General features: G+C 70.1%; 18 protein-coding genes and 1 tRNA gene. 8 read left to right on the forward strand and 11 right to left on the reverse strand.

What is annotated here, in order from left to right; genetic code table 11:
- Positions 1-41: 41 nt before the first annotated feature.
- Positions 42-677, reverse strand: a complete 636-nt coding sequence (locus ACIHFB_RS39665) for an RDD family protein (protein WP_365283334.1) — start codon at positions 675-677, stop codon at positions 42-44.
- Positions 678-766: 89 nt separating this feature from the next.
- Positions 767-2,329 (reverse strand): RDD family protein, encoded by a 1,563-nt coding sequence (locus ACIHFB_RS39670; protein ID WP_365283336.1) that lies wholly within the window; start codon positions 2,327-2,329, stop codon positions 767-769.
- A 251-nt stretch (positions 2,330-2,580) separates the two neighbouring features.
- On the opposite strand from ACIHFB_RS39670, the gene ACIHFB_RS39675 reads away from it, so the two are divergent.
- Complete coding sequence (locus tag ACIHFB_RS39675) at positions 2,581-2,991, forward strand: SsgA family sporulation/cell division regulator (RefSeq protein WP_365283338.1); 411 nt, start codon at positions 2,581-2,583, stop codon at positions 2,989-2,991.
- 17 nt (positions 2,992-3,008) lie between these two features.
- Here ACIHFB_RS39675 and ACIHFB_RS39680 read toward each other — a convergent pair whose 3' ends face one another.
- Positions 3,009-4,424 (reverse strand): FAD-linked oxidase C-terminal domain-containing protein, encoded by a 1,416-nt coding sequence (locus tag ACIHFB_RS39680; protein WP_365283340.1) that lies wholly within the window; start codon positions 4,422-4,424, stop codon positions 3,009-3,011.
- Between the two features lie 92 nt (positions 4,425-4,516).
- Here ACIHFB_RS39680 and ACIHFB_RS39685 point away from each other — a divergent pair, with 92 nt between their 5' ends.
- Entirely contained in the window at positions 4,517-5,935 is a 1,419-nt protein-coding gene (locus tag ACIHFB_RS39685; protein WP_365283342.1) for a tetratricopeptide repeat protein, read from the forward strand.
- Positions 5,936-5,945: 10 nt separating this feature from the next.
- Here ACIHFB_RS39685 and hppD read toward each other — a convergent pair whose 3' ends face one another.
- Positions 5,946-7,100, reverse strand: a complete 1,155-nt coding sequence (gene hppD, locus ACIHFB_RS39690; protein WP_400129435.1) for a 4-hydroxyphenylpyruvate dioxygenase — start codon at positions 7,098-7,100, stop codon at positions 5,946-5,948.
- A 122-nt stretch (positions 7,101-7,222) separates the two neighbouring features.
- Between hppD and ACIHFB_RS39695 the strand changes: the two genes are divergently transcribed.
- The 5 genes from ACIHFB_RS39695 to ACIHFB_RS39715 all read left to right on the forward strand — a co-directional run bounded on the left by ACIHFB_RS39695 (position 7,223) and on the right by ACIHFB_RS39715 (position 11,447).
- Positions 7,223-7,723 carry an Lrp/AsnC family transcriptional regulator gene (locus ACIHFB_RS39695; protein WP_400129436.1) on the forward strand — a complete coding sequence of 167 codons (501 nt, stop codon included), beginning with the start codon at positions 7,223-7,225 and terminating at the stop codon, positions 7,721-7,723.
- A 20-nt stretch (positions 7,724-7,743) separates the two neighbouring features.
- Positions 7,744-8,391: an ABC transporter permease gene (locus tag ACIHFB_RS39700; RefSeq protein WP_400129437.1), complete on the forward strand. Its 648-nt coding sequence runs from the start codon at positions 7,744-7,746 to the stop codon at positions 8,389-8,391.
- Positions 8,384-9,619 carry a betaine/proline/choline family ABC transporter ATP-binding protein gene (locus ACIHFB_RS39705; RefSeq protein ID WP_365283350.1) on the forward strand — a complete coding sequence of 412 codons (1,236 nt, stop codon included), beginning with the start codon at positions 8,384-8,386 and terminating at the stop codon, positions 9,617-9,619. Before ACIHFB_RS39700 ends, ACIHFB_RS39705 begins: the two co-directional genes overlap by 8 nt.
- Positions 9,620-9,708: 89 nt before the next feature.
- The gene (locus ACIHFB_RS39710) at positions 9,709-10,494 is read left to right on the forward strand and encodes an ABC transporter permease (RefSeq protein ID WP_365283515.1); all 786 of its coding nucleotides are present in this window, start codon (positions 9,709-9,711) and stop codon (positions 10,492-10,494) included.
- Positions 10,491-11,447, forward strand: coding sequence for a glycine betaine ABC transporter substrate-binding protein (locus ACIHFB_RS39715; protein WP_400129438.1), 957 nt, complete (start codon positions 10,491-10,493; stop codon positions 11,445-11,447). Before ACIHFB_RS39710 ends, ACIHFB_RS39715 begins: the two co-directional genes overlap by 4 nt.
- Before the next feature lie 37 nt (positions 11,448-11,484).
- Here the strand turns inward: ACIHFB_RS39715 and ACIHFB_RS39720 are convergent, their stop codons facing one another.
- From ACIHFB_RS39720 to ACIHFB_RS39745, 6 genes are all read right to left on the reverse strand, one after another.
- Positions 11,485-12,279 carry a S16 family serine protease gene (locus ACIHFB_RS39720; protein ID WP_365283354.1) on the reverse strand — a complete coding sequence of 265 codons (795 nt, stop codon included), beginning with the start codon at positions 12,277-12,279 and terminating at the stop codon, positions 11,485-11,487.
- A 286-nt stretch (positions 12,280-12,565) separates the two neighbouring features.
- On the reverse strand, positions 12,566-13,207 hold the full coding sequence (locus ACIHFB_RS39725) for a helix-turn-helix domain-containing protein (protein WP_365283356.1): 642 nt from the start codon (positions 13,205-13,207) through the stop codon (positions 12,566-12,568).
- Between the two features lie 380 nt (positions 13,208-13,587).
- Positions 13,588-15,390, reverse strand: a complete 1,803-nt coding sequence (locus ACIHFB_RS39730; RefSeq protein ID WP_365283358.1) for a DEAD/DEAH box helicase — start codon at positions 15,388-15,390, stop codon at positions 13,588-13,590.
- A 170-nt stretch (positions 15,391-15,560) separates the two neighbouring features.
- Complete coding sequence (locus tag ACIHFB_RS39735; RefSeq protein WP_400129439.1) at positions 15,561-15,947, reverse strand: type II toxin-antitoxin system death-on-curing family toxin; 387 nt, start codon at positions 15,945-15,947, stop codon at positions 15,561-15,563.
- Positions 15,948-16,145 (reverse strand): Arc family DNA-binding protein, encoded by a 198-nt coding sequence (locus tag ACIHFB_RS39740; protein WP_013003224.1) that lies wholly within the window; start codon positions 16,143-16,145, stop codon positions 15,948-15,950.
- Positions 16,146-16,192: 47 nt separating this feature from the next.
- Positions 16,193-17,692 carry an MFS transporter gene (locus ACIHFB_RS39745; protein WP_400129440.1) on the reverse strand — a complete coding sequence of 500 codons (1,500 nt, stop codon included), beginning with the start codon at positions 17,690-17,692 and terminating at the stop codon, positions 16,193-16,195.
- 187 nt (positions 17,693-17,879) lie between these two features.
- On the opposite strand from ACIHFB_RS39745, the gene ACIHFB_RS39750 reads away from it, so the two are divergent.
- Positions 17,880-17,951, forward strand: a tRNA-Cys gene (locus tag ACIHFB_RS39750).
- Between the two features lie 821 nt (positions 17,952-18,772).
- On the opposite strand, the gene ACIHFB_RS39755 is transcribed toward ACIHFB_RS39750, so the two are convergent.
- Positions 18,773-19,606, reverse strand: a complete 834-nt coding sequence (locus tag ACIHFB_RS39755) for an SUKH-4 family immunity protein (RefSeq protein ID WP_400129441.1) — start codon at positions 19,604-19,606, stop codon at positions 18,773-18,775.
- Between the last annotated feature and the right edge of the window lie 106 nt (positions 19,607-19,712).

The raw sequence follows: 19,712 nt of genomic DNA on the forward strand, positions 1-19,712 counted from the left end.
AATCCACGGGCCCGCCGGTCGTTCCTGCCGTGCCCTCGCGGTCAGCCGGCGCTGACCACCACCGTCTTGGCCGCCTTGTCGTGCAGGCCCTGCTTGTACGGCTTGTCGAAGAAGCTCCAGCCGCCGCAGATCGCCGTCCAGATACAGGCGCAGCAGAAGGCGAACGGAAGCCACAGCACCAGCGCCCGCACCAGTGCCGTCTGCACCGAGGGCGTGGAGCCGTTGTCCAGGTTGGCCACCCGCATCTTCAGCCACTTCTTGCCCAGCGTCTGCCCGGTCTTGGAGATCAGGAAGGTGTCGTAGGCGACGTAGAGCACGGCGGCGACCGCGGACTGCGCGAAGGACTTGCCGTACTCGACCTCGTCGGCGCCGACGTTGTACTCGCTGACCCCGAATCCCCAGGTGAGCAACCAGACGACGATGCCGACGAGGATCATGTCGATGATGCGGGCGAGCGTACGCCGGCCGCTGTCGGCGAGCGGGGGCATGCCGGCCAGCGGATCGCTCGGGTACGAGCCGCCGCCGTACGGGTCACCGCCGGCGGGACCGCCTCCTTGGTAGGGCGGGGGCTGGCCGCCGTACGGCGAGCCCGATCCCTGTTCTGGCGGGGGCTGCTTCCTGAACGGGTCCTCTTCCGGCGGCTGCTGACCGGAGCCGGGGGGCGGTTCACTGCTCATGGCCCGAGTGGACCGCGAACCTCCCGGCTCCGCATCCGGCGAGCGGCCGTCCGGAGTACGGAATCAGCTGGTGCTTACGACGTAGACGGTCATCCGGCGACGAACGTATGTGCGGCCTTGTCGTGCCAGCACTGGCGCCATGGACGGTCGATCAGGCACCAGGCGGCGCCCACGACACCGACGACCAGCAGTCCGGGCACGCTGTAGACCAGCCAGCGGCGGACGGCCGCGCCGAAGGACGGCGGCTCATGGCCCTCGATGTCCCGCACGTCCAGACCGAAGAGCTTCTTGCCGAGGGTTCGGCCCCACTTGGCGGTGGGCAGCGCCTCGTAGGCCACGCCGAAGAGCAGCAGGACGGCCAGGACGATGCCGAGATACGTCGATGTCGTGCCGTCGAGCAGCCAGACGGTGACGGTCTCGCCGGACAGCTTGGCCGCGTCGATCTTCTCGTTGACGTGGTCGATCGCCTTGGTGCCGAGGGGGACGGCGGCGACGGAGGTGACCGCGGCGAGCACGAGGGTGTCGACGAGCCGGGCGGCGAGCCGCTTGCCGAGCGGGGCCGGGCGGGCCGACGCCTGGCGCATGGCGGCCGCCTGGAAGATGTCCTCCACGGGCGGCTTCCAGGGCGCCACGGGACGGCCCTCGTCCGGCCCTCCGGCGAGCCGGTGCACCTGCTGGGCCCAGGACGGCTGACCGCCGCCGGCGCCGCTCGCCATGGGCGTGGCGGACTGGGGGGCGCCGGGCTGCGAGGGGACGGCGGGGGCGGGCTGCTGGAGGGCGGCCGACGGCGGCTGCTGAGGGCCGGGGAGAGGTTCGGGAGCGGCAGGGGGCTGGGCGCCTGCCGCACGGGCGGCAGCGGCCTTTCCGGCACCGAAACCGGGGGCTCCCGGGGCGGCGGCAGGGCCACCGGCCGACGCGGCGGCACCGCCCGAGCCACCGCTCTGCGCACCCGTCCCGCCCGTGCCCGCCGAGCCCGCGGTCGTTCCGGCCGCGCTCCCGCTCTGCGCCCCCGCTCCCCTGGTCTGCTGGGGTGTGCGCGGGGAGAGCGCGCGGAATTTCATCGTGCCCTCGTTGGTGCCCTCGTCATTGCCGGTGTCGGCAGCCGCAGACGCAGCCGCCCGGCCCGGCCCGGCCGTCGGTCGGCGGAAGAGGAACGTGTTGCCGGAGTCGACGTCGTCCGACTCCGCGGGCGGGATGGACGCCGTACCGTCCGTGCGGGCGGACCGGCCGTCCGGCTGGGCCGGCAGTTCGGCGGACGCCCTCGGGTCGGCTCCCTGTGCGGCTCCCCAGGAGACGCGGTGGTCCTGGTCGCCGCCGAAGCCGGACTGCCGGGAGCGGTCGGCGCCCCACGCGGCCGCGGGCTCCGGCCGGCTGCCGTGCTGGGCGTCGGCCCGGCTGGGGGCACCGGACGAACCCTGCGAGTTCGCCGGTTCCTCGTCGAAGAAGTGCGGGCCCGTCTCCTCGACCTGTCCCGGAGCCGGGCCGGAGCCGGGCGGCGGGGCGAGCGGCTCGCCGTCCGTCGGGGCGGGGCGGCTGGTGCCCGGTACCCAGGCAGCACCGTTCCAGTACCGGACATATCCGGGAATGGAGGGGTCCGGGTAATAGCCCTCGCGGGGCCTGTCGTCACCTGGGGCCGGGGTTGGGGCGCTCATGTCCGTCGTCCCGTATCTGCTCGGGGGTCGTATAGGGGGCTCCACATCTATCAGACCGGCGCAACAACCACCGCCGGTCCCGTAGGACCCACCCCTTTCCGGGCAACCTCGTACACGGACTTCACACGTCCCGGAACTCGGCGAAAAAACTTCAGCGAACCCGCGTAATGGTTCCGGCCCTTCCTCTCTCTCCACTCGTACGGGCCCGCACCAGGGCTCACGAGACTGACACGAGAGAGGAAACACGCGCTATGCACAGCGTGGTAGAGCGGGAGCTGGAACTGAAGCTGATCCTGTCGCCGGAGCGGAGCATCCCGGTCCCCGCCCGGCTCAGCTTCCGCAGCGACGACCCGTACGCCGTCCACATCTCCTTCCACATCAACTCCGACGCCCCGGTGCACTGGACCTTCGCCCGGAGCCTGCTCGTCGAGGGCGTGTTCCGGCCCTGCGGGCAGGGTGACGTCAGGGTGTGGCCGACGAAGGCCGAGGGCCGCAGCGTCGTCCTGATGGCGCTGAGTTCACCCGACGGAGACGCACTGCTCCAGGCGCCGGCGCCACAGGTGTCGGCCTGGCTCGAGCGCACGCTGCGGGTGGTGCCCCCGGGGAGTGAGGGCGGGCGGCTGGGGATCGACGACGCGCTCGACCAGCTGCTCGCCCAGTGAGCCGTAAGGCAACGAGATCAGAACAACTTGCCCGGGTTCAGGATGCCCAGCGGGTCGAAGACGGCCTTCACGCCCCGCTGCATCTCCACCCCCACCGGGCCGATCTCGCGCGCCAGCCACTCCTTCTTCAGGACGCCCACGCCGTGTTCGCCGGTGATCGTGCCGCCGAGTTCCAGGCCGAGCGCCATGATCTCGTCGAAGGACTCGCGGGCGCGCCGGGACTCCTCGGGGTCCTGCGCGTCGAAGCAGACCGTCGGATGGGTGTTGCCGTCGCCGGCGTGGGCGACGACCCCGATGGTGAGCTGGTACTTCTCCGCGATGCGCTCGGTGCCTTCGAGCATGTCGCCGAGCCGCGAACGGGGCACGCACACATCGTCGATCATCGTCGTGCCCTTGACCGCCTCCAGCGCGGTCAGCGACAACCGCCGTGCCTGGAGGAGCAGTTCGGACTCGGCCGCGTCGTCCGCCGGTACGACCTGGGTGGCGCCGGCCGCCTCGCACAGCGCGCCCACCGCGGCGAGGTCCGCCGCCGGGTCCGGGGTGTCGAAGGCCGCCAGCAGCAGCGCCTCCGTGGACTCCGGCAGCCCCATGTGCGCCATGTCGTTGACGGCCTTGACCGTCGTACGGTCCATCAGTTCGAGGAGGGACGGCACGTGTCCGCCCGCCATGATCCGGCACACCGCGTCGCACGCGGCGGCCCCGGACGCGAACTCGGCGGCCAGCACCAGCTGCTGCGGCGGCTGCGGCTTCAGGGCCAGAGTCGCCCGTACGACGATGCCGAGCGAGCCCTCCGACCCCACGAACAGCCGGGTCATGTCGTACCCGGCGACGCCCTTCGCCGTACGCCGGCCGGTGGTCATGAGCCGCCCGTCGGCCAGGACGACGTCCAGGCCGAGTACGTACTCGGCGGTGACCCCGTACTTCACACAGCACAGACCGCCCGACGCCGTGCCGATGTTGCCGCCGATCGTGCACATCTCCCAGCTGGACGGGTCCGGCGGGTAGTACAGGCCGTGTTCGCCCACCGCGCGGGACAGGGCGGCGTTGATGACGCCGGGCTCCACGACGGCGATGCGGTCGACCGGGTTGATCTCCAGGATCCGGTCCATCTTGGTCAGGGACAGCGCGATGCAGCCGTCTGAGGCGTTCGCCGCGCCCGACAGGCCGGTGCGGGCGCCCTGCGGGACGACCGGGACGCGCAGTTCGGTCGCGACGCGCATGACGTGCTGCACCTCTTCGACCGTGCGCGGCAGGACGACCACCGCGGGCGCGCCGGCCGGACAGAAGCTGGCCATGTCGTTGGCGTAGGAGGCCGTGACGTCGGGGTCGGTGAGGACGGCCTCGGCGGGCAGACCGCCGAGCAGACGGTCGACGAGGTTGCCGGTCGCCGCTGTGCTTTTGGAGCGGGGCGCTTCGCTACGGCTCATGATCACAGGTTCGCACCCACGGCCATCGGTGTGAACCCCGTCCGCACACTGCTTCGGGTACGGGAATGTGGTCGTCGTATCGACGCACAGTGATCGCCATGGAGAACCACGAGGAAGCGCCGGACAAGGTGCGCAGGCCCGTTGCCCGGAGGGTGCTGATCGCGGCGGTCGCCGGGGCCGCCGTACTCGGCGGACTGCTGGTGCTGCTGCCCGGGGAACGGCCGGACTCGAGGCCATCCGCCGCGGCGCCGGGGGCGCAGGCGCTGACGGCCGTCGGGGCCGGGGTGCCGGCCGCGCTGCCCGACCTCGCGGCGCTGATCGGCGAGCGCGAGGCCCGGGTGCGTGCGCATCCCGAGGACGCGCGGTCATGGGCGGTGCTCGGGACGGCGTACGTCGAGCAGGGGCGCCGGGTCGCGGAGCCGTCGTACTACCCGCGGGCCGAGCGGGCACTGCGGACGTCGCTGCGGACGCGGGCGAAGGGGACCGCGGCGAGGGCGGAGGCGCTGACCGGGATGGCGGCGCTGGCGAACGCGCGGCGCGACTTCCGGACGGCGCGGAAGTGGGGGCGGGACGCGCTGAAGCTGGACGCGAAGCGCTGGACGACGTATCCGGTGCTCATCGACGCCTACACCGGGCTGGGTGACCACAAGGCCGCCAAGCGCGCCCTGGACGAGCTGCTGGAGCTGCACTCCGGTCCTGCCGTGCTCGCGCGGGCCGCGGCCGTCTACCGCGACCACGGCTGGCGCGAGGACGCGGCCGCCTCGCTGGCCGACGCGGCGGCGGGCGCCGAGGCGCCCGCCGAGAAGGCCGCGTATCTGGAGCGGGTCGGGCAGTTGGCCTTCGAGCGCGGGGACCTGGAGGTCGCGCTGCGGCACTTCCAGGAGGCGGTCCGTATCGACCCCGACCAGCGGGCCGCGCAGGCCGGACAGGGGCGGGCGCTGGCGGGGCTGGGGCGGACCTCGGAGGCACTGAACGCGTACCGGGTGGCGCTGGCCAAGCAGCCGTTGCCTCAGTACGCGCTGGAACTGGGCGAGTTGTACGAGTCGCTGGGCCTCGACCAGGCCGCGCGCGTGCAGTACGACCTGCTGCGGGAGCGGGTGCGCGAAGCCTCGGCGGGCGGGGCCGACGAGGAGCTGGTCCTCGGGCAGTTCGAGGCCGACCACGGGGATCCCGAGGCGGCGGTGGAGCGGCTGCGCGCCGAGTGGCAGCGCCAGCCGGGGATCGCCGTGGCCGACGCGCTGGGGTGGGCGCTGCACCGGGCCGGGCAGGACGAGGAGGCGCTGAAGTTCGCGGTACGGGCGACGGACAAGGAGCACGGGGGTGGGGTCCGCAGCGCGCTGTACGTGTATCACCGGGGCATGATCGAGGGCGAGTCGGAGTTGTACGGGCCCGCCCGGCGGCACCTTCAGGAGGCGCTGCGGATCAACCCGTACTTCTCGCCGTGGCGGGCTCCCGCGGCCCGGGAGGCGTTGCGGGGACTCGGCGATCTGCCCGTCGACGAGCCCCCGCCCGCCTAGTAGGGCCTGGTCACAGGTTGCCGCGCTTCTCCTGTTCCCTCTCGATCGCCTCGAACAGGGCCTTGAAGTTGCCCTTGCCGAAGCCCATCGAGCCGTGGCGCTCGATGATCTCGAAGAAGACGGTCGGCCGGTCCTGGACCGGCTTGGTGAAGATCTGGAGCAGATAGCCGTCCTCGTCGCGGTCGGCGAGGATCTTCAGCTCGCGCAGGGTCTCGACGGGGACACGGGTGTCGCCGACCCACTCGCCGAGGGTGTCGTAGTACGAGTCGGGGGTGTCGAGGAAGCGCACGCCGGCCGCCCGCATCGTCCGTACCGTCTGGACGATGTCGTTCGTGTTGAGCGCGATGTGCTGGACGCCCGCGCCGCCGTAGAACTCCAGGTACTCGTCGATCTGGGACTTCTTCTTGGCGATGGCGGGCTCGTTGATCGGGAACTTGACCTTGAGCGTCCCGTCCGCGACGACCTTGGACATCAGCGCGCTGTACTCGGTGGCGATGTCGTCGCCCACGAACTCCTTCATGTTCGTGAAGCCCATGACCTTGTTGTAGAAGGCCACCCACTCGTTCATATGGCCGAGCTCGACGTTGCCCACGCAGTGGTCGATGGCCTGGAAGGTGCGCTGGGCGGGCGGTTCGACGAGCGGGTCGGCGGCGATGAAGCCGGGGAGGTAGGGGCCGTCGTAGCCCGACCGGTCGACCAGGGTGTGCCGGGTCCGGCCGTAGGTGGCGATCGTGGCGAGTACGACCGTGCCGTGCTCGTCCTTCAGCTCGTACGGCTCGGCGATCGAGCGTGCGCCGTGCCCGACGGCGTACGCGTGGGCCTTGCGGGCGTCCGGGACCTCGATGGCGAGGTCGATGACGCCGTCGCCGTGCTCGGCCACATGCTCGGCGAGGAAGTGGCCCCAGGTGGAGGCGGGTTTGATCACCGAGGTGAGGACGAAGCGGGCGGAGCCGTTGGTGAGCACGTAAGAGGCGGTCTCACGGCTGCCGGTCTCCGGTCCGGAGTAGGCGACGAGCTGCATGCCGAAGGCGGTGGAGTAGTAGTGCGCCGCCTGTTTGGCGTTGCCCACGGCGAAGACGACCGCGTCCATTCCCTTGACCGGGAAGGGGTCGGCCTGCCGGGCGGTGTCGGGAGTGTGGTCTGTGTCAGCAGAAGATACGGCCATGGCGAAAGCCTCGCGCCGCCCTGCAAGGTGCGCAATAGTTTGCGTCATCGCTGGGCAATGTGACCAGTGCAGTTAGCGTTTCGTCGGGCTTCCTGTACAGGATGACCACTCGGGAGGGCCGTATGGGGATCGATCATCTGGACGGGCGCATCATCGTGCTGCTGGCGCGGGAGCCGCGGATCGGGGTGCTGGAGATGTCCCGGCGGCTGGGGGTCGCCCGGGGGACGGTGCAGGCGCGGCTGGACCGGCTTCAGTCGAATGGCGTCATCCGCGGCTTCGGTCCGCAGGTGGATCCGGCGGCCCTCGGCTATCCCGTCACCGCGTTCGCGACGCTCCAGATCCGGCAGGGGCAAGGGACGGACGTACGGGCGCACTTGGCGACCGTGCCGGAGGTGCTGGAGCTGCACACGACCACCGGCACCGGGGACATGCTGTGCCGGCTCGTGGCCCGGTCCAACGCCGATCTTCAGCGGGTGATCGACCTGGTTGTCGGTTTTGATGGCATCGTCCGGGCCTCCACCGCGATCGTCATGGAGAACCCCGTTCCGCTTCGGATCATCCCACTGGTCCAGCAGGCGGCACTGGGGGCGCAGGCGGCGGAGGGTTCGGTCGGACGGGAGTGACCGAGCCTCTGGGGTGACGCGTGAGCTTCTGGGAGTACCTGGGCAACCAGCATCAGCAGTTGCTCGCGGACGCCTATCAACACGCGAGTGCCGTCTTCCAGTGCATGGTCGTGGCGACCGTGCTCGGCGTTCTGATCGGCATCGTGACCTACCGGAGGGAATGGTCCGGAAGCCTCGCCACCACGACCACCTCGACCATTCTGACCATCCCGTCGCTCGCCATGATCGGTCTGCTCATCCCGATCGTCGGTCTCGGCGTGCCGCCCACGGTGATCGCCCTGACCCTGTACGGGCTCCTGCCGATCGTGCGCAACTCGATCGTGGGGCTGCGCGGGGTCGATCCGACGCTGGTGGACGCGGCGACCGGCATCGGGATGTCCCGGGTGATGCGGCTGGTCCGGATCGAGCTGCCGCTGGCCTGGCCGCCGATCCTGACCGGCATCCGGGTCTCGACGCAGATGCTGATGGGCATCGCGGCCATCGCCGCCTACGCCTCCGGACCCGGCCTCGGCAATGTGATCTTCCGCGGTCTCGCCTCGCTGGGCAGCAAGAACGCGCTCAACCAGGTGCTCGCGGGCACGCTCGGGATCATCGTCCTGGCGCTGCTGTTCGACGCCGCGTACGTCCTGATCGGACGGCTGACCATTCCCAGGGGGATCCGTGCCTGAGACAGCGACCTCCGGTGCCTCCATCGAGCTGGAGAACCTCACCAAACGGTATCCGGGCACTCCCGCCCCGGCCGTCGACAACGTCAACATGGAGATCCAGGCGGGTGAGCTCGTCGTCTTCGTCGGCCCGTCGGGCTGCGGGAAGTCCACGACCCTGAAGATGATCAACCGGCTGATCGAGCCGACCGGCGGCCGCATCCGCATCAACGCCGAGGACGTCACCGACATGGACCCGGTGAAGCTGCGCCGCAACGTCGGGTACGCGATCCAGGCGTCCGGTCTCTTCCCGCACATGACGGTCGCCCAGAACATCGCACTGGTCCCGGGGATGATCGGCTGGCCGAAGGCGCGGATCAGATCGCGGGTGGAGGAGATGCTGGACCTCGTCGGGCTCGACCCGGGCGAGTTCCACGGCCGCTATCCACGCCAGCTCTCCGGCGGTCAGCAGCAACGCGTGGGCGTGGCACGGGCGTTGGCCGCCGATCCGCCCGTACTCCTGATGGACGAGCCGTTCGGTGCGGTCGACCCGATCACCCGCGATCACCTCCAGGACGAGTTGATCAGGCTCCAGCACGAGTTGCACAAGACGATCGTCTTCGTCACCCATGACTTCGACGAGGCGATCAAGCTCGGTGACCGCATCGCCGTCCTGCGCGAACGGTCCCACATCGCCCAGTTCGACACCCCGGAGGCGATCCTCACCAACCCGGCCGACGACTTCGTCTCCGGGTTCGTCGGGGCCGGGGCGGCGCTGAAGCGGCTCAACCTCACCCGGGTACGGGATGTGGAGATCACCGACTATCCGACGGTCACCGTCGACGACCCGCTCCAGCAGATCTTCAACAGGCTCCGCTCCAGCGGCACGAACGAGATCCTGCTGCTCGACAAGCACCGACGGCCGTACAAGTGGCTCCGGCGCGGCGACATGATGCGCGCCAAGGGCTCACTGGCCCGCGCGGGCACGCTCGTGCACGACACGGTGACCCGGGACGCGACCCTCCGCGACGCGCTGGAGGCGGTCCTCACCGACAACGCGGGGCGGGTCGCGGTGACCGGGCGGCGCGGTGAGTACACGGGCGTCGTCGACATGGAGACGCTGATGAACTCCGTGCACGAGCTGCTGGAGGCCGACCGTCTGGAGGCCATGGAGCACCAGCACGAACTGGAGGAGCTGCGGGCCCACCAGACGCATGCCGAGCAGGAGGGCGTCGGAGGGGAGAAGGCGTGAGGGGAGAAGGCGGGGCCACCTCCGCCGACCGGCGCCGCCCCGAGGGCGAGCACGAGGTCAAGGGGCACGTCTTCCGGGACGAGGGCGAGGTGCCGGGCGACCAGGAACCGCCGCCGCCCGCGCCGGTCGTGACGAAACGCCGGATCGGCTGGCAGAAGCTCACCTTCCTGCCGGCCGTCCTCGTCGCCGTGCTGCTGGCCACCTGGCTCTGGTTCGAGCAGGCCGACCTGGACCCCATCTCCGAGAACGCGCTGTCGGACGGCGAGGTGTCCAAGCTCCTGTGGGAGCACATCCAACTCACCGCGATCTCCACCTTCTTCGTGCTGATCATCGCGATCCCACTGGGCATCCTGCTGACCCGCGGGGCGTTCCGGAAGGCGACCCCGGTGGCGATGGCGTTCGCCAACATGGGCCAGGCGACGCCCGCGATCGGCCTCCTCGCCCTGCTGGTGATCTGGCTCGGCATCGGCCGGCGGGCGGCCCTGATCGGCATGATCATCTACGCCGTGCTGCCCGTGCTGTCGAACACGATCGCCGGCCTGAAGGCCAACGACCCGACCCTGCTGGAGGCGGCCCGCGGCATCGGCATGTCCCCGATGGGCGTGCTCTCCCGGGTGGAGCTGCCGCTGGCGGTCCCGCTGATCCTGGCGGGCGTGCGGACGGCGCTCGTCCTGAACGTCGGCACGGCGACGCTGGCGACCTTCGGCGGGGGCGGCGGCCTGGGCGTCCTCATCACCACCGGCATCACGACCCAGCGGATGCCCGTGCTGATGCTGGGTTCGATCCTCACGGTCGCCCTCGCCCTGCTGGTCGACTGGCTCGCCTCGCTGGCCGAACTGCTGCTGCGGCCACGGGGACTGGAGGTGGGGACATGAAGCGGCTGCGCGTAGTGCTCGCCGTGGCCCTCGTGGCGGGCTGCGGTCTGACCAGCGGTTCGCCCATGGTGGACGACGTCCGTCCCGGCTCGATCGGACAGGGCGAGCCGCTCAAGGGCGCCAACCTCACCGTCACGTCCAAGGAGTTCACCGAGCAGCTGATCCTCGGCGCCATCATGGGCATCGCCTGGGAGGCGGCCGGCGCCGAGGTGCTCGACCGCACCGGCATCCAGGGCTCCATCGGCGCCCGCGAGGCCGTCAAGAGCGGGGACGCGGACGGGATGTACGAGTACACGGGCACCGCCTGGATCACCTACCTCGGCAACAGCAAGCCCATCACCGACCCCGAGCAGCAGTGGGAGGCGGTGCGCGAGGCGGACGCGAAGAACGGGCTGACCTGGCTGCCCCCGGCGTCGCTGAACAACACCTACGCGCTCGCCATGAACCAGGCCAACTTCAAGAAGTACGGCACGAAGACCCTGTCCGAGGTGGCCGCGCTGGCGAAGTCCGATCCCGGCGCGGTGACGCTGTGCGTGGAGAGCGAGTTCGCCAACCGGGCGGACGGGTTGCCGGGGATGCAGAAGGCGTACGGCATGGACGTGGCCGCGAGCAACATCACGCAGATGGACACCGGGATCATCTACACCCAGGCGGCGAAGGGGAGTTGCACCTACGGGGAGGTGTTCACCACCGACGGGCGCATCAAGTCGATGAACCTGGTGGTGATGGCGGACGACAAGAAGTTCTTCCCCAACTACAACGCGGCGCCCGAGATCAACACCAAGGCGCTGAAGAAGCACCCGGCCATCGCGAAGGTCCTCGACCCGATCACCAAGCGGCTGGACAACGCGGTGGCGCAGGAGCTGAACGCCAAGGTGGACGTCGACGGGGAGGACCCGCACCAGGTGGCGTTGGACTGGCTGAAGGAGGAGGGGTTCGTGAAGGAGGGGTGAGGCAGGCCGCCCGACATACGGAGTAGCGGGGCGGGGGTCAGCAGCTCGGTACCGAGCCCTTCCCCTGCTCCAGCGCCACCAGCGCACTCACCGCACCCTTGAGCGTGGTCACCGGAATCAGCCGCAGCCCCTTGGGCAGCTCCGACTCCGCATCGCCGCACTCGTCCTTCGGGACCAGGAACACAGTCGCCCCGTCCCGCCGCGCGGCCTGCGTCTTCAGGGCGACACCGCCGACGGCGCCGACCGTCCCGTCGGCGTCGATCGTCCCGGTGCCGGCGATGGTACGACCGCCGGTGAGCTGGCCGCCGCTGCCGTCGCCGTCGAGCTTGTCGATGATGCCGAGGGAGAAGAGGAGCCCGGCGCTGGGGCCGCCGACGTCGGCGAGCCTGAGCGTGACCTTCACGTTCTGGTCGCTGAGGTCGAGGTAGTTCAGCGCGGCCTCGGTCGCCGCGTCCTGGGACTCACGCATCTGCTCGGTGTTGTGCTGCTCGATCTCCTTGACGTTCTCGCCGCTCGGATAGACCGAGTCGCGCGGCATGACCGCCTTGTCCGTACGGAACCACGCATCGATCACATCGCCGAGCGAGACGTCGGTGTCAGGGTTGGTCGCCTCGATCGTCGTCATCCGCAGCTGCCCACTCGTGTCCCGCGTCGGCGCCCCGGAGATCGTGATCACCTGCGTCCCCCTGTTCTCCCCCAGCACATCCGCCGTCAGCCCCGGCTGCGTCAGCGAAAACGGCAACGGCGCGAACACCGCGGTCCCGATCAGACCGACAACGGGCAGAACACAGGCAACCAGTGCCTGCGGGCGCGTGAGACGAGAGAGGAGCACGGGATCAATCTAACGGGCGGGGGTGGGGAGGGTGGGCGGGGGCGGTCATGCCGCCCAGCTGCAGACACTGGCCGGCCTTGCTGCGGGCATTCGTGCCGCCTGGGGCGGCACGGGTGGGCGCAGGCGGCACCCCGTCAGCGCCGGGCTGCGCGACCGGCCCCCGGCCGGCACCAACCCACCGCGCCCTCCAGCTCCGGGCTGCGTGACCCGCCTCCGGCCGCCACCAACCCACCGCACCCACCGTCAGCGCCGGGCCGCAAGCCCCACCCCTCGCCGACGCCAACCGTCACCGCAGCGCCTCCGCAACCTCACGCGCCGCGTCCACCACCCTCGGCCCCACCCGCTCCGGCACCGCGTCCGCCAGCATCACGACCCCCACGCTCCCCTCGACCCCGGTCACACCGATCAACGGCGCCGCGGCCCCGCTCGCCCCCGCCTCCAACTCCCCGTGCGTCAGCGTGTATCCGGGCTCCCCCACCGTCCGCTGCCGCGCGGAGAGGATCGCCTTCCCGGCGGCCCCCCGCTCCAGCGGATGCCGAAAGCCCGCCCGATACGCCACGTGATAGTCGGTCCAGGTCGGCTCGACGACCGCCACGGCGAGCGCCTCCGCCCCGTCCACCAGCGTGAGATGCGCGGTCGCCCCTATGTCCTCGGCCAGCGACCGCAGAGCCGGCAACGCCGCCTCCCGCACCAACGGATGCACCTGACGGCCCAACCGCAGCACCCCGAGCCCGACCCGGGCACGTCCGCCCAGGTCACGTCGTACGAGTGCATGCTGCTCAAGCGTGGCGAGCAACCGGTACACAACGGTCCGGTTCACGCCCAGTTTGTTGGAAAGCTCGGTGACGGTCAGCCCGTGGTCCGTATCGGCCAGCAGCTTGAGGACACGCAGTCCCCGGTCGAGCGTCTGAGAGGTCTCCGCGGTCACGACGCCCACTCCTTAGTGGTGAGGTCGACGGCCCCCTCGCGACGGATGCGTCACCGAGTCCCGTCAGTGACGCGCTTCAGAGGCCGCCGATCGGCCGGCGGCCCGGACTTCCGGACCGCGTCGCTTCACGGCTGCGCTCCGCGGCGGCGCTGCCACGGGGCGTGTGCGTAGCGGGACAGTAGCGAAGGCGGTTCGCTGAGCGGAAGGCTCCGTCCAGAATCCGGTCAGCGGCCGGTACGGACCACGTCCCTTTGCCTTGACGGGTAAAGCCATTTACGCCGACATGTACGACGTCCCAGCACTCGCCGTGCACCACACCCGCACACAGCGCACACGCCGCAGGTCGTGCACGCCCCCGCGCCGAATCGACACGGCGGACGTCACTTCATACGGGTGGCCCACTCCTGCACCTTGGCGATCCGCTGCCGCAGCTGCCCCGCCGTCGCCTCCGCGCTCGGCGGGCCGCCGCACACGCGCCGCAGCTCGGTGTGGATGACACCGTGCGGCTTGCCGCTCTGGTGGACGTACGCGCTCACCATCGTGTTGAGCTGCTTGCGCAGCTCCATCATCTCCTTGTGGCTGACCACCGGCCGCCGCTCGGCGGGCAGTTCGAGCAGGTCGGCCTCCTCGTCCGGCTTCTTGCGGCTGTGCGCGATCTGCCGGGCCTGCCGCTTCTGGAGCAGCAGTTGCACCTGGTCGGGCTCCAACAGCCCGGGAATACCGAGGTAGTCCTGCTCCTCCTCGCTACCGGGGTGGGCCTGCATGCCGAACTCGGCGCCGTCGTACAGCACTCGGTCGAAGACGGCGTCCGACTCCAGCGCCTCGAAGGGCAGTTGGTCCTGCTCGCCGGTGTCCTCGTCCTGCTGCTGCTCGGCCTCCTGAAGGAGCTTGTCCTCCTCGGCGTACGGGTCCTCCTCGCCCTCCTTCTTGGGCTTGTCGAGGGCGTGATCGCGCTCGACCTCCATCTCGCCTGCGAAGGTGAGCAGATCGGGAACGGTCGGCAGGAAGACGGAAGCCGTCTCCCCTCGCCGCCGGGACCGTACGAAACGGCCGACCGCCTGCGCGAAGAAGAGCGGCGTGGAGATGGTCGTGGCGTACACCCCGACCGCGAGCCGCGGCACGTCGACGCCTTCCGACACCATCCGCACCGCGACCATCCAGCGGTCGTCGCTCGCGCTGAACTCGTCGATCCGGTTGGACGCGCCGGCGTCGTCGGACAGGACGAGTGTCGCCTTCGTGCCCGTGATCTCGCGGATGAGCTTGGCGTACGCACGCGCCGAGTCCTGGTCGGAGGCGATGACGAGCGCACCCGCGTCCGGGATCCCCTTGCGGACCTCGGTCAGCCGCTGGTCGGCGGCGCGCAGCACGCTCGGCATCCACTCGCCGCGCGCGTCGAGGGCGGTACGCCAGGCCTGGCTGACGGCGTCCTTGGTCATCGGCTCGCCGAGCCGCGCGGCGATCTCGTCACCGGCCTTCGTACGCCACCGCATGTTCCCGCTGTACGACAGGAAGATGACGGGCCGGACGACACCGTCGGAGAGCGCGGACCCGTACCCGTACGTGTAGTCGGCGGCGGACCGCCGGATCCCGTCGTTGCCCTCTTCATAGGCCACGAAGGGAATGGGGTTGGTGTCGGACCGGAACGGCGTACCGGTGAGCGCGAGCCGACGCGTGGCCGGCTCGAAGGCCTCCAGGCACGCCTCGCCCCAGGACTTGGAGTCACCGGCGTGATGGATCTCGTCGAGGATGACGAGGGTCTTGCGCTGCTCGACGCGGTTGCGGTGCAGCATGGGCCGTACGCCGACACCGGCATACGTGACCGCGACCCCCTGGTAGTCCTTGCCGAGCGGCCCGGCGCTGTACTCCGGATCCAGCTTGATCCCGATACGCGCCGCGGCCTCCGCCCACTGCTTCTTCAGATGCTCGGTCGGAGCGACGACGGTCACCTGCTGCACGACGTGGTGATGCAGCAGCCAGGACGCCAGCGTCAGCGCGAACGTCGTCTTCCCGGCACCGGGCGTCGCCACGGCCAGGAAGTCACGCGGCTGCTCCTGGATGTACTTCTCCATCGCCCCTTGCTGCCAGGCACGCAGCTTGCCGGCGGTACCCCAGGGGGCACGGCCGGGGAACGCGGGTGACAGATGATGCGACGACGAGGAACTGGCGGCGGCGGTGGTAGTCACGGTCTCCGGTGAAAGGGTCGAATCTAGGGGGCCGCGCGGAGCGCGTCGTTCAGGGTGGTGGTGGGCGACGGGCGGGCGGCTCTGCTGGGTATGACAACCGGGCCACCCTACCGGCGCCGGGTTTCCGTCAACGGGCGGACTGTGCCGGGTCACCCTGGATGGGACTGAGGTCACATGGCCTCGTGCAACGCCCTCAACCGGAGGGCGAGCAGCCCCACGTCCTCCAGGCTTCCGGACGCCACCTCGATGACGAGCTTGTATGCCTCGTCCTGATTGACGTCGAGCATCTCCGTGCCGTTGAAGTCGAGGAAAACGACGGTGCACATCCACGCCATGCGCTTGTTGCCGTCCACCAGGGGATGGTTCGCGGCCAGCGACTGAAGCAGTGCGGCAGCCTTCTCGAAGAGGTCCGTGTACGCCTCGACGCCGAACATCTGCGACTGGGGCCGGTGGACGGCCGAGCTGAGCAGACCCAGGTCACGTACGGCAACCTGCGTCTGCTCCCCGCACGCCGGCTCCGCCAGGTCCAGCACCTCCTGGACCGTGAGGTACTTCATCTACTCCCCCAGCCTCCGCAGCAGGTCGGCGTGGCCCGCTGCGTACTTCGCGCCCAGGCGTCTGACCGTGGCCCGGTCGGCCTCCTGCTCCAGATACCGGTCGATCGCCTGAAGCACTATGGCGTGCATACTGCGCCCCTCCTCCTCGGCACGCAGCTTGAGCGCCTCCTGCTGGTCGTCGCGCAGACGAAGGTTCATAGCCATACCACGACGGTACCACCATTGGGGCCACCGTGGTACCGGATTCAATTGGCCCGCAGCCGCGTGGTCACCCACGCCCCCACCAACGCCACCCCGGCCATCGGCAGGAAAACCACGGCGAACGCGGCCGGATGCGAGCCCGAACCCGTCGCCTCCGCCGCCTCCGTGGCCGCATGCGCCACCGCGCCCCCGCCCAGCGCCGCGAAGGCCGCGCCGCCTGCCGCCAGCAGCAGCACGTTGGACAGTCCGTCGGAGATCTGGAGGGCGGCGGAGTTGGTGCCGGCCTCCTCGGGCGCGGAGAGCTCGAGGAGCAGCACGCTGGTGGAGGAGATCACCAGGCCCATGCCGAAGCAGCCCACGCCCCAGGCGACGGCGAGGGTCCAGACCGGCACCGCCTCGATCAGCACGCTCGGCGCGGCGGCGATCGCGGCCGCCACCAGCACCATCCCGAGGGTCATCAGCCGTTCCCGGTACGGCGCCACCCGCGCCCGCGACTGCACCCACGACCCCAGCGCCCACGTCCCCCCGCCCGCCGCGAGCGAGAACCCGGCCAACGTCGGCGACAACCCCCGCTGGGTGACCAGCATCAGCGGCACGAAGGACTCGGCGGCAATGAAGGAGCCCGCGGCGACCCCACGCAACAACACGACGGACGGCAGCCCCCGAGAGGCCCGGTAAGTCCCACGCGGCAACAGCCCGAGAGCAGCCGGCACCAACAGCGCGGCGCCCGCCGCGCCGGGAACCAGCGAGATCCACTGCAGGTCCTGGGCGGCGTACTGCAGCAGCCCCGCACCGAGGGAGATACCGAGGGCGAGCCGGATGCGGCGACGGTCGAAGGAAGCCCGGGAGGCGTGCCCGGAGTCCCCTGCCACCGTTTCCGGCGTGTCCGCCATGTCCACCGGCCCCGCCGCCCGACGCCGTATCTGCGGCAGCGCGAGTGCCAGCGGGAAGACGACCAGCACCGGGATGCCGACGAACACCCAGCGCCAGCCGAGGTGTTCGGTCACCGCGCCCGACGCGAGGGGACCGACGACGGACGGCACGACCCAGCTCGCCGCGAACGCCGCCATGATCGCCGGTTGCAGCCGCCCGGGGTAGGCGCGGCCGACGACGACGTACAGCGCGACGATCACCAGTCCGCCGCCGAACCCCTGCACGGCCCGCCCCAGGATGAACAGCCACATCGCGCCTGCGGTGCCGGACAGCAACAGGCCGGCCGCGAAGGCGGCGATGCCCGTGGTCAACGCCCCGAGCGGGCCGCGCCGGTCCGACCACTGACCGGAGAGCACCATTCCGAGCAGGCTCGTCGTGAAGTACCCCGAGAACGCGAACGCGTACAGCGACACCCCGTCCAGCTCCCGCGCCGCCACCGGCATCGCCGTGCCGACGGCGGTTGCCTCAAAGGCGATCAGCAGCACGACCGAGACGATGCCGATGCTGAGCGCGCGGTAGCCACGGCTCAGGACGGTCTCGTCGGGCTCGGCGGCCGCAGGGGGGTCGGTGAGGTTCGCGACGCCGGTGTCGCGTGGTTCGAGGCCGGTCATGCCCGCCAGCGTAAGGGCCACAACACCCTTTGACCCCTGTCGAGAGAACGGCCCCACCTAGACCCTTGGTCGTACGACCGCCCCACCCGCCCCCGTTTCATGAACGCCGTATGGCAGTCCCATTGCACCGCCCCCACTCCCCTTGAGCCCCTCCCCACCCGCACCCTACGGTCAGTACACGAAGCAAGGCCGTGTGCCCGAGTGGTTTAGGGGCTCGCCTGCAAAGCGAGTTACGTGGGTTCGATTCCCGCCACGGCCTCTGACTGCCTGCCGATGAAGAACGAAATCATGGTTGACCTAGAGTGCGTGCCACGAAATTCGAGCACGTTTCCTTCGGCCTTCAGGCAGGGGGCCGAGAATGTCACACCGACGGTCTCTCAACGGTCCTTCTCGATCAGTTCAGCTTGCCCCTGGAGTCAGCGCATTCAGTCAAGGCGCCTTCGCCTTTTGGCACAGATGACTCAACGCTCTCGCCACGCACACCTTGCACTTGATTCGCCATATTCTTGACTCGATCTCAAGATGTGCTGTATTACACCCCTTAGGCCTCGACGAGGCAAGGGGAAAGAATCACGGGGGCATGATTCACATGGCCGAATCGACAACTCGTCGCGCCTTCTTGCGGCGCGTCGGGGCGACTCTAGTTGTGGGCGTGGGCGTTACATCTACCACTGCACACGGATGCAAATCACCTCGGCCGAGGAATAGGTCGCGCTTTCCGCGCCGTCGAAACCCCCCAAGCATCCCGCAAGACACATCCGACTCAGAATAACCGCGAGCAGGCCGATATACACGTTTGGGGGCCGAGGACGTGAGTGATGATCCCCCGGTTCCGGACCCTGTGCCGGGACAAGGTGAAACCCGATCTCCGACATCGCTTGATAAATTCAATGCGTCCACAGGAGCCGTGAGTGCCGCTGCCGCACTGGGCAGTTGGGCACATTCACTCAAAGACGAGACTCCAGACGTCCCAGGCGATGCATCGGCTTCATCCGATGGTCTTGTGTCCCAGATACTCGACGCCGGCGGCGAGGTCGTGGATTTCCTACAGGACCTGTTTGGATGGTGACCTGATCAGGCTCAGTTCACGTCCCGCAGCTCTTCCCTCCGCAGCAGCCACAGCGTGAACGCCAGCGTGGAGAGGTCCGTGGTCAGAGGGCGCGGCAGTGCGTCTCGCTCGGTCCAGTACAGGACCGTGCCCGTCGTGCCGTCGATCACGAGGCTGGTGTCGGGGGTGATGTGGCCGAGGCGTATCAGGCGGTCCGAGTCGGGCGGGAGCGCGAGGTCGGCGTCGTGGTCGTCCGTGCCGTACTCGGCGAGTGTCCGTGGCGGTACGTCGGTGTCCAACGTGAACCAGGCGGCCTCTTCCGGCAGGCCGATGTCGCGCAGGAAGCGGCGGGTCGGTTCGTGGGTGAGGGTGGCGGGGAAGTCGACGTCCTCGAAGGAGACGATCGCTCCGGTGCCGAACTCCTCGTCCAGCAGGCGCGGAGGCAGGTCGAGGGCCAGGCCGCTGCCGGGCTCCGCGATCCAGGCGAGCGGGCGGACCAGGGCGCCCATGCTCCGGAACGCCGGCATCGCGCCGCCCGTCCCCTGCTCCCACACCGTCAGCAGCCGCCGTGAGGCCACCGCCACGGCCCCGGGCCCGAAGCGCCCCGCATACGCCGCGAACTCGCCCCGCAGCCCGGCCAGTTCATCGGCCGCCGCCGCGAACCACGCCAGCGTCCGCAGCCGACCCTCCCGCCGCAGCTCACCGGTGCCCGACAACCCCCCACACACCGCCCCGTCCACCCCGAACGGACTCAGCTCCTCGTCACCCCGCAGCCCGTGCCCCGGTGGCGCGGCCACTTGGAACGGATCCGGATCGGCCCCGGTCAGGGCGGTCACCGCGAGGCAGGTCGCGCTGGTCGTGCTCATGGAATCCCCCGTGCATGCATGGTCGTTCACAGTCCCCGAGCGGGGCACGGCGTCGCAGCCGTCGTGCGTACGCAGTCAAAGACGCGCATCGCACCGGCGCGGTCGC

This window comes from Streptomyces sp. NPDC051963 (genome assembly GCF_044593495.1).
In the GTDB taxonomy this organism is placed as follows: domain Bacteria; phylum Actinomycetota; class Actinomycetes; order Streptomycetales; family Streptomycetaceae; genus Streptomyces.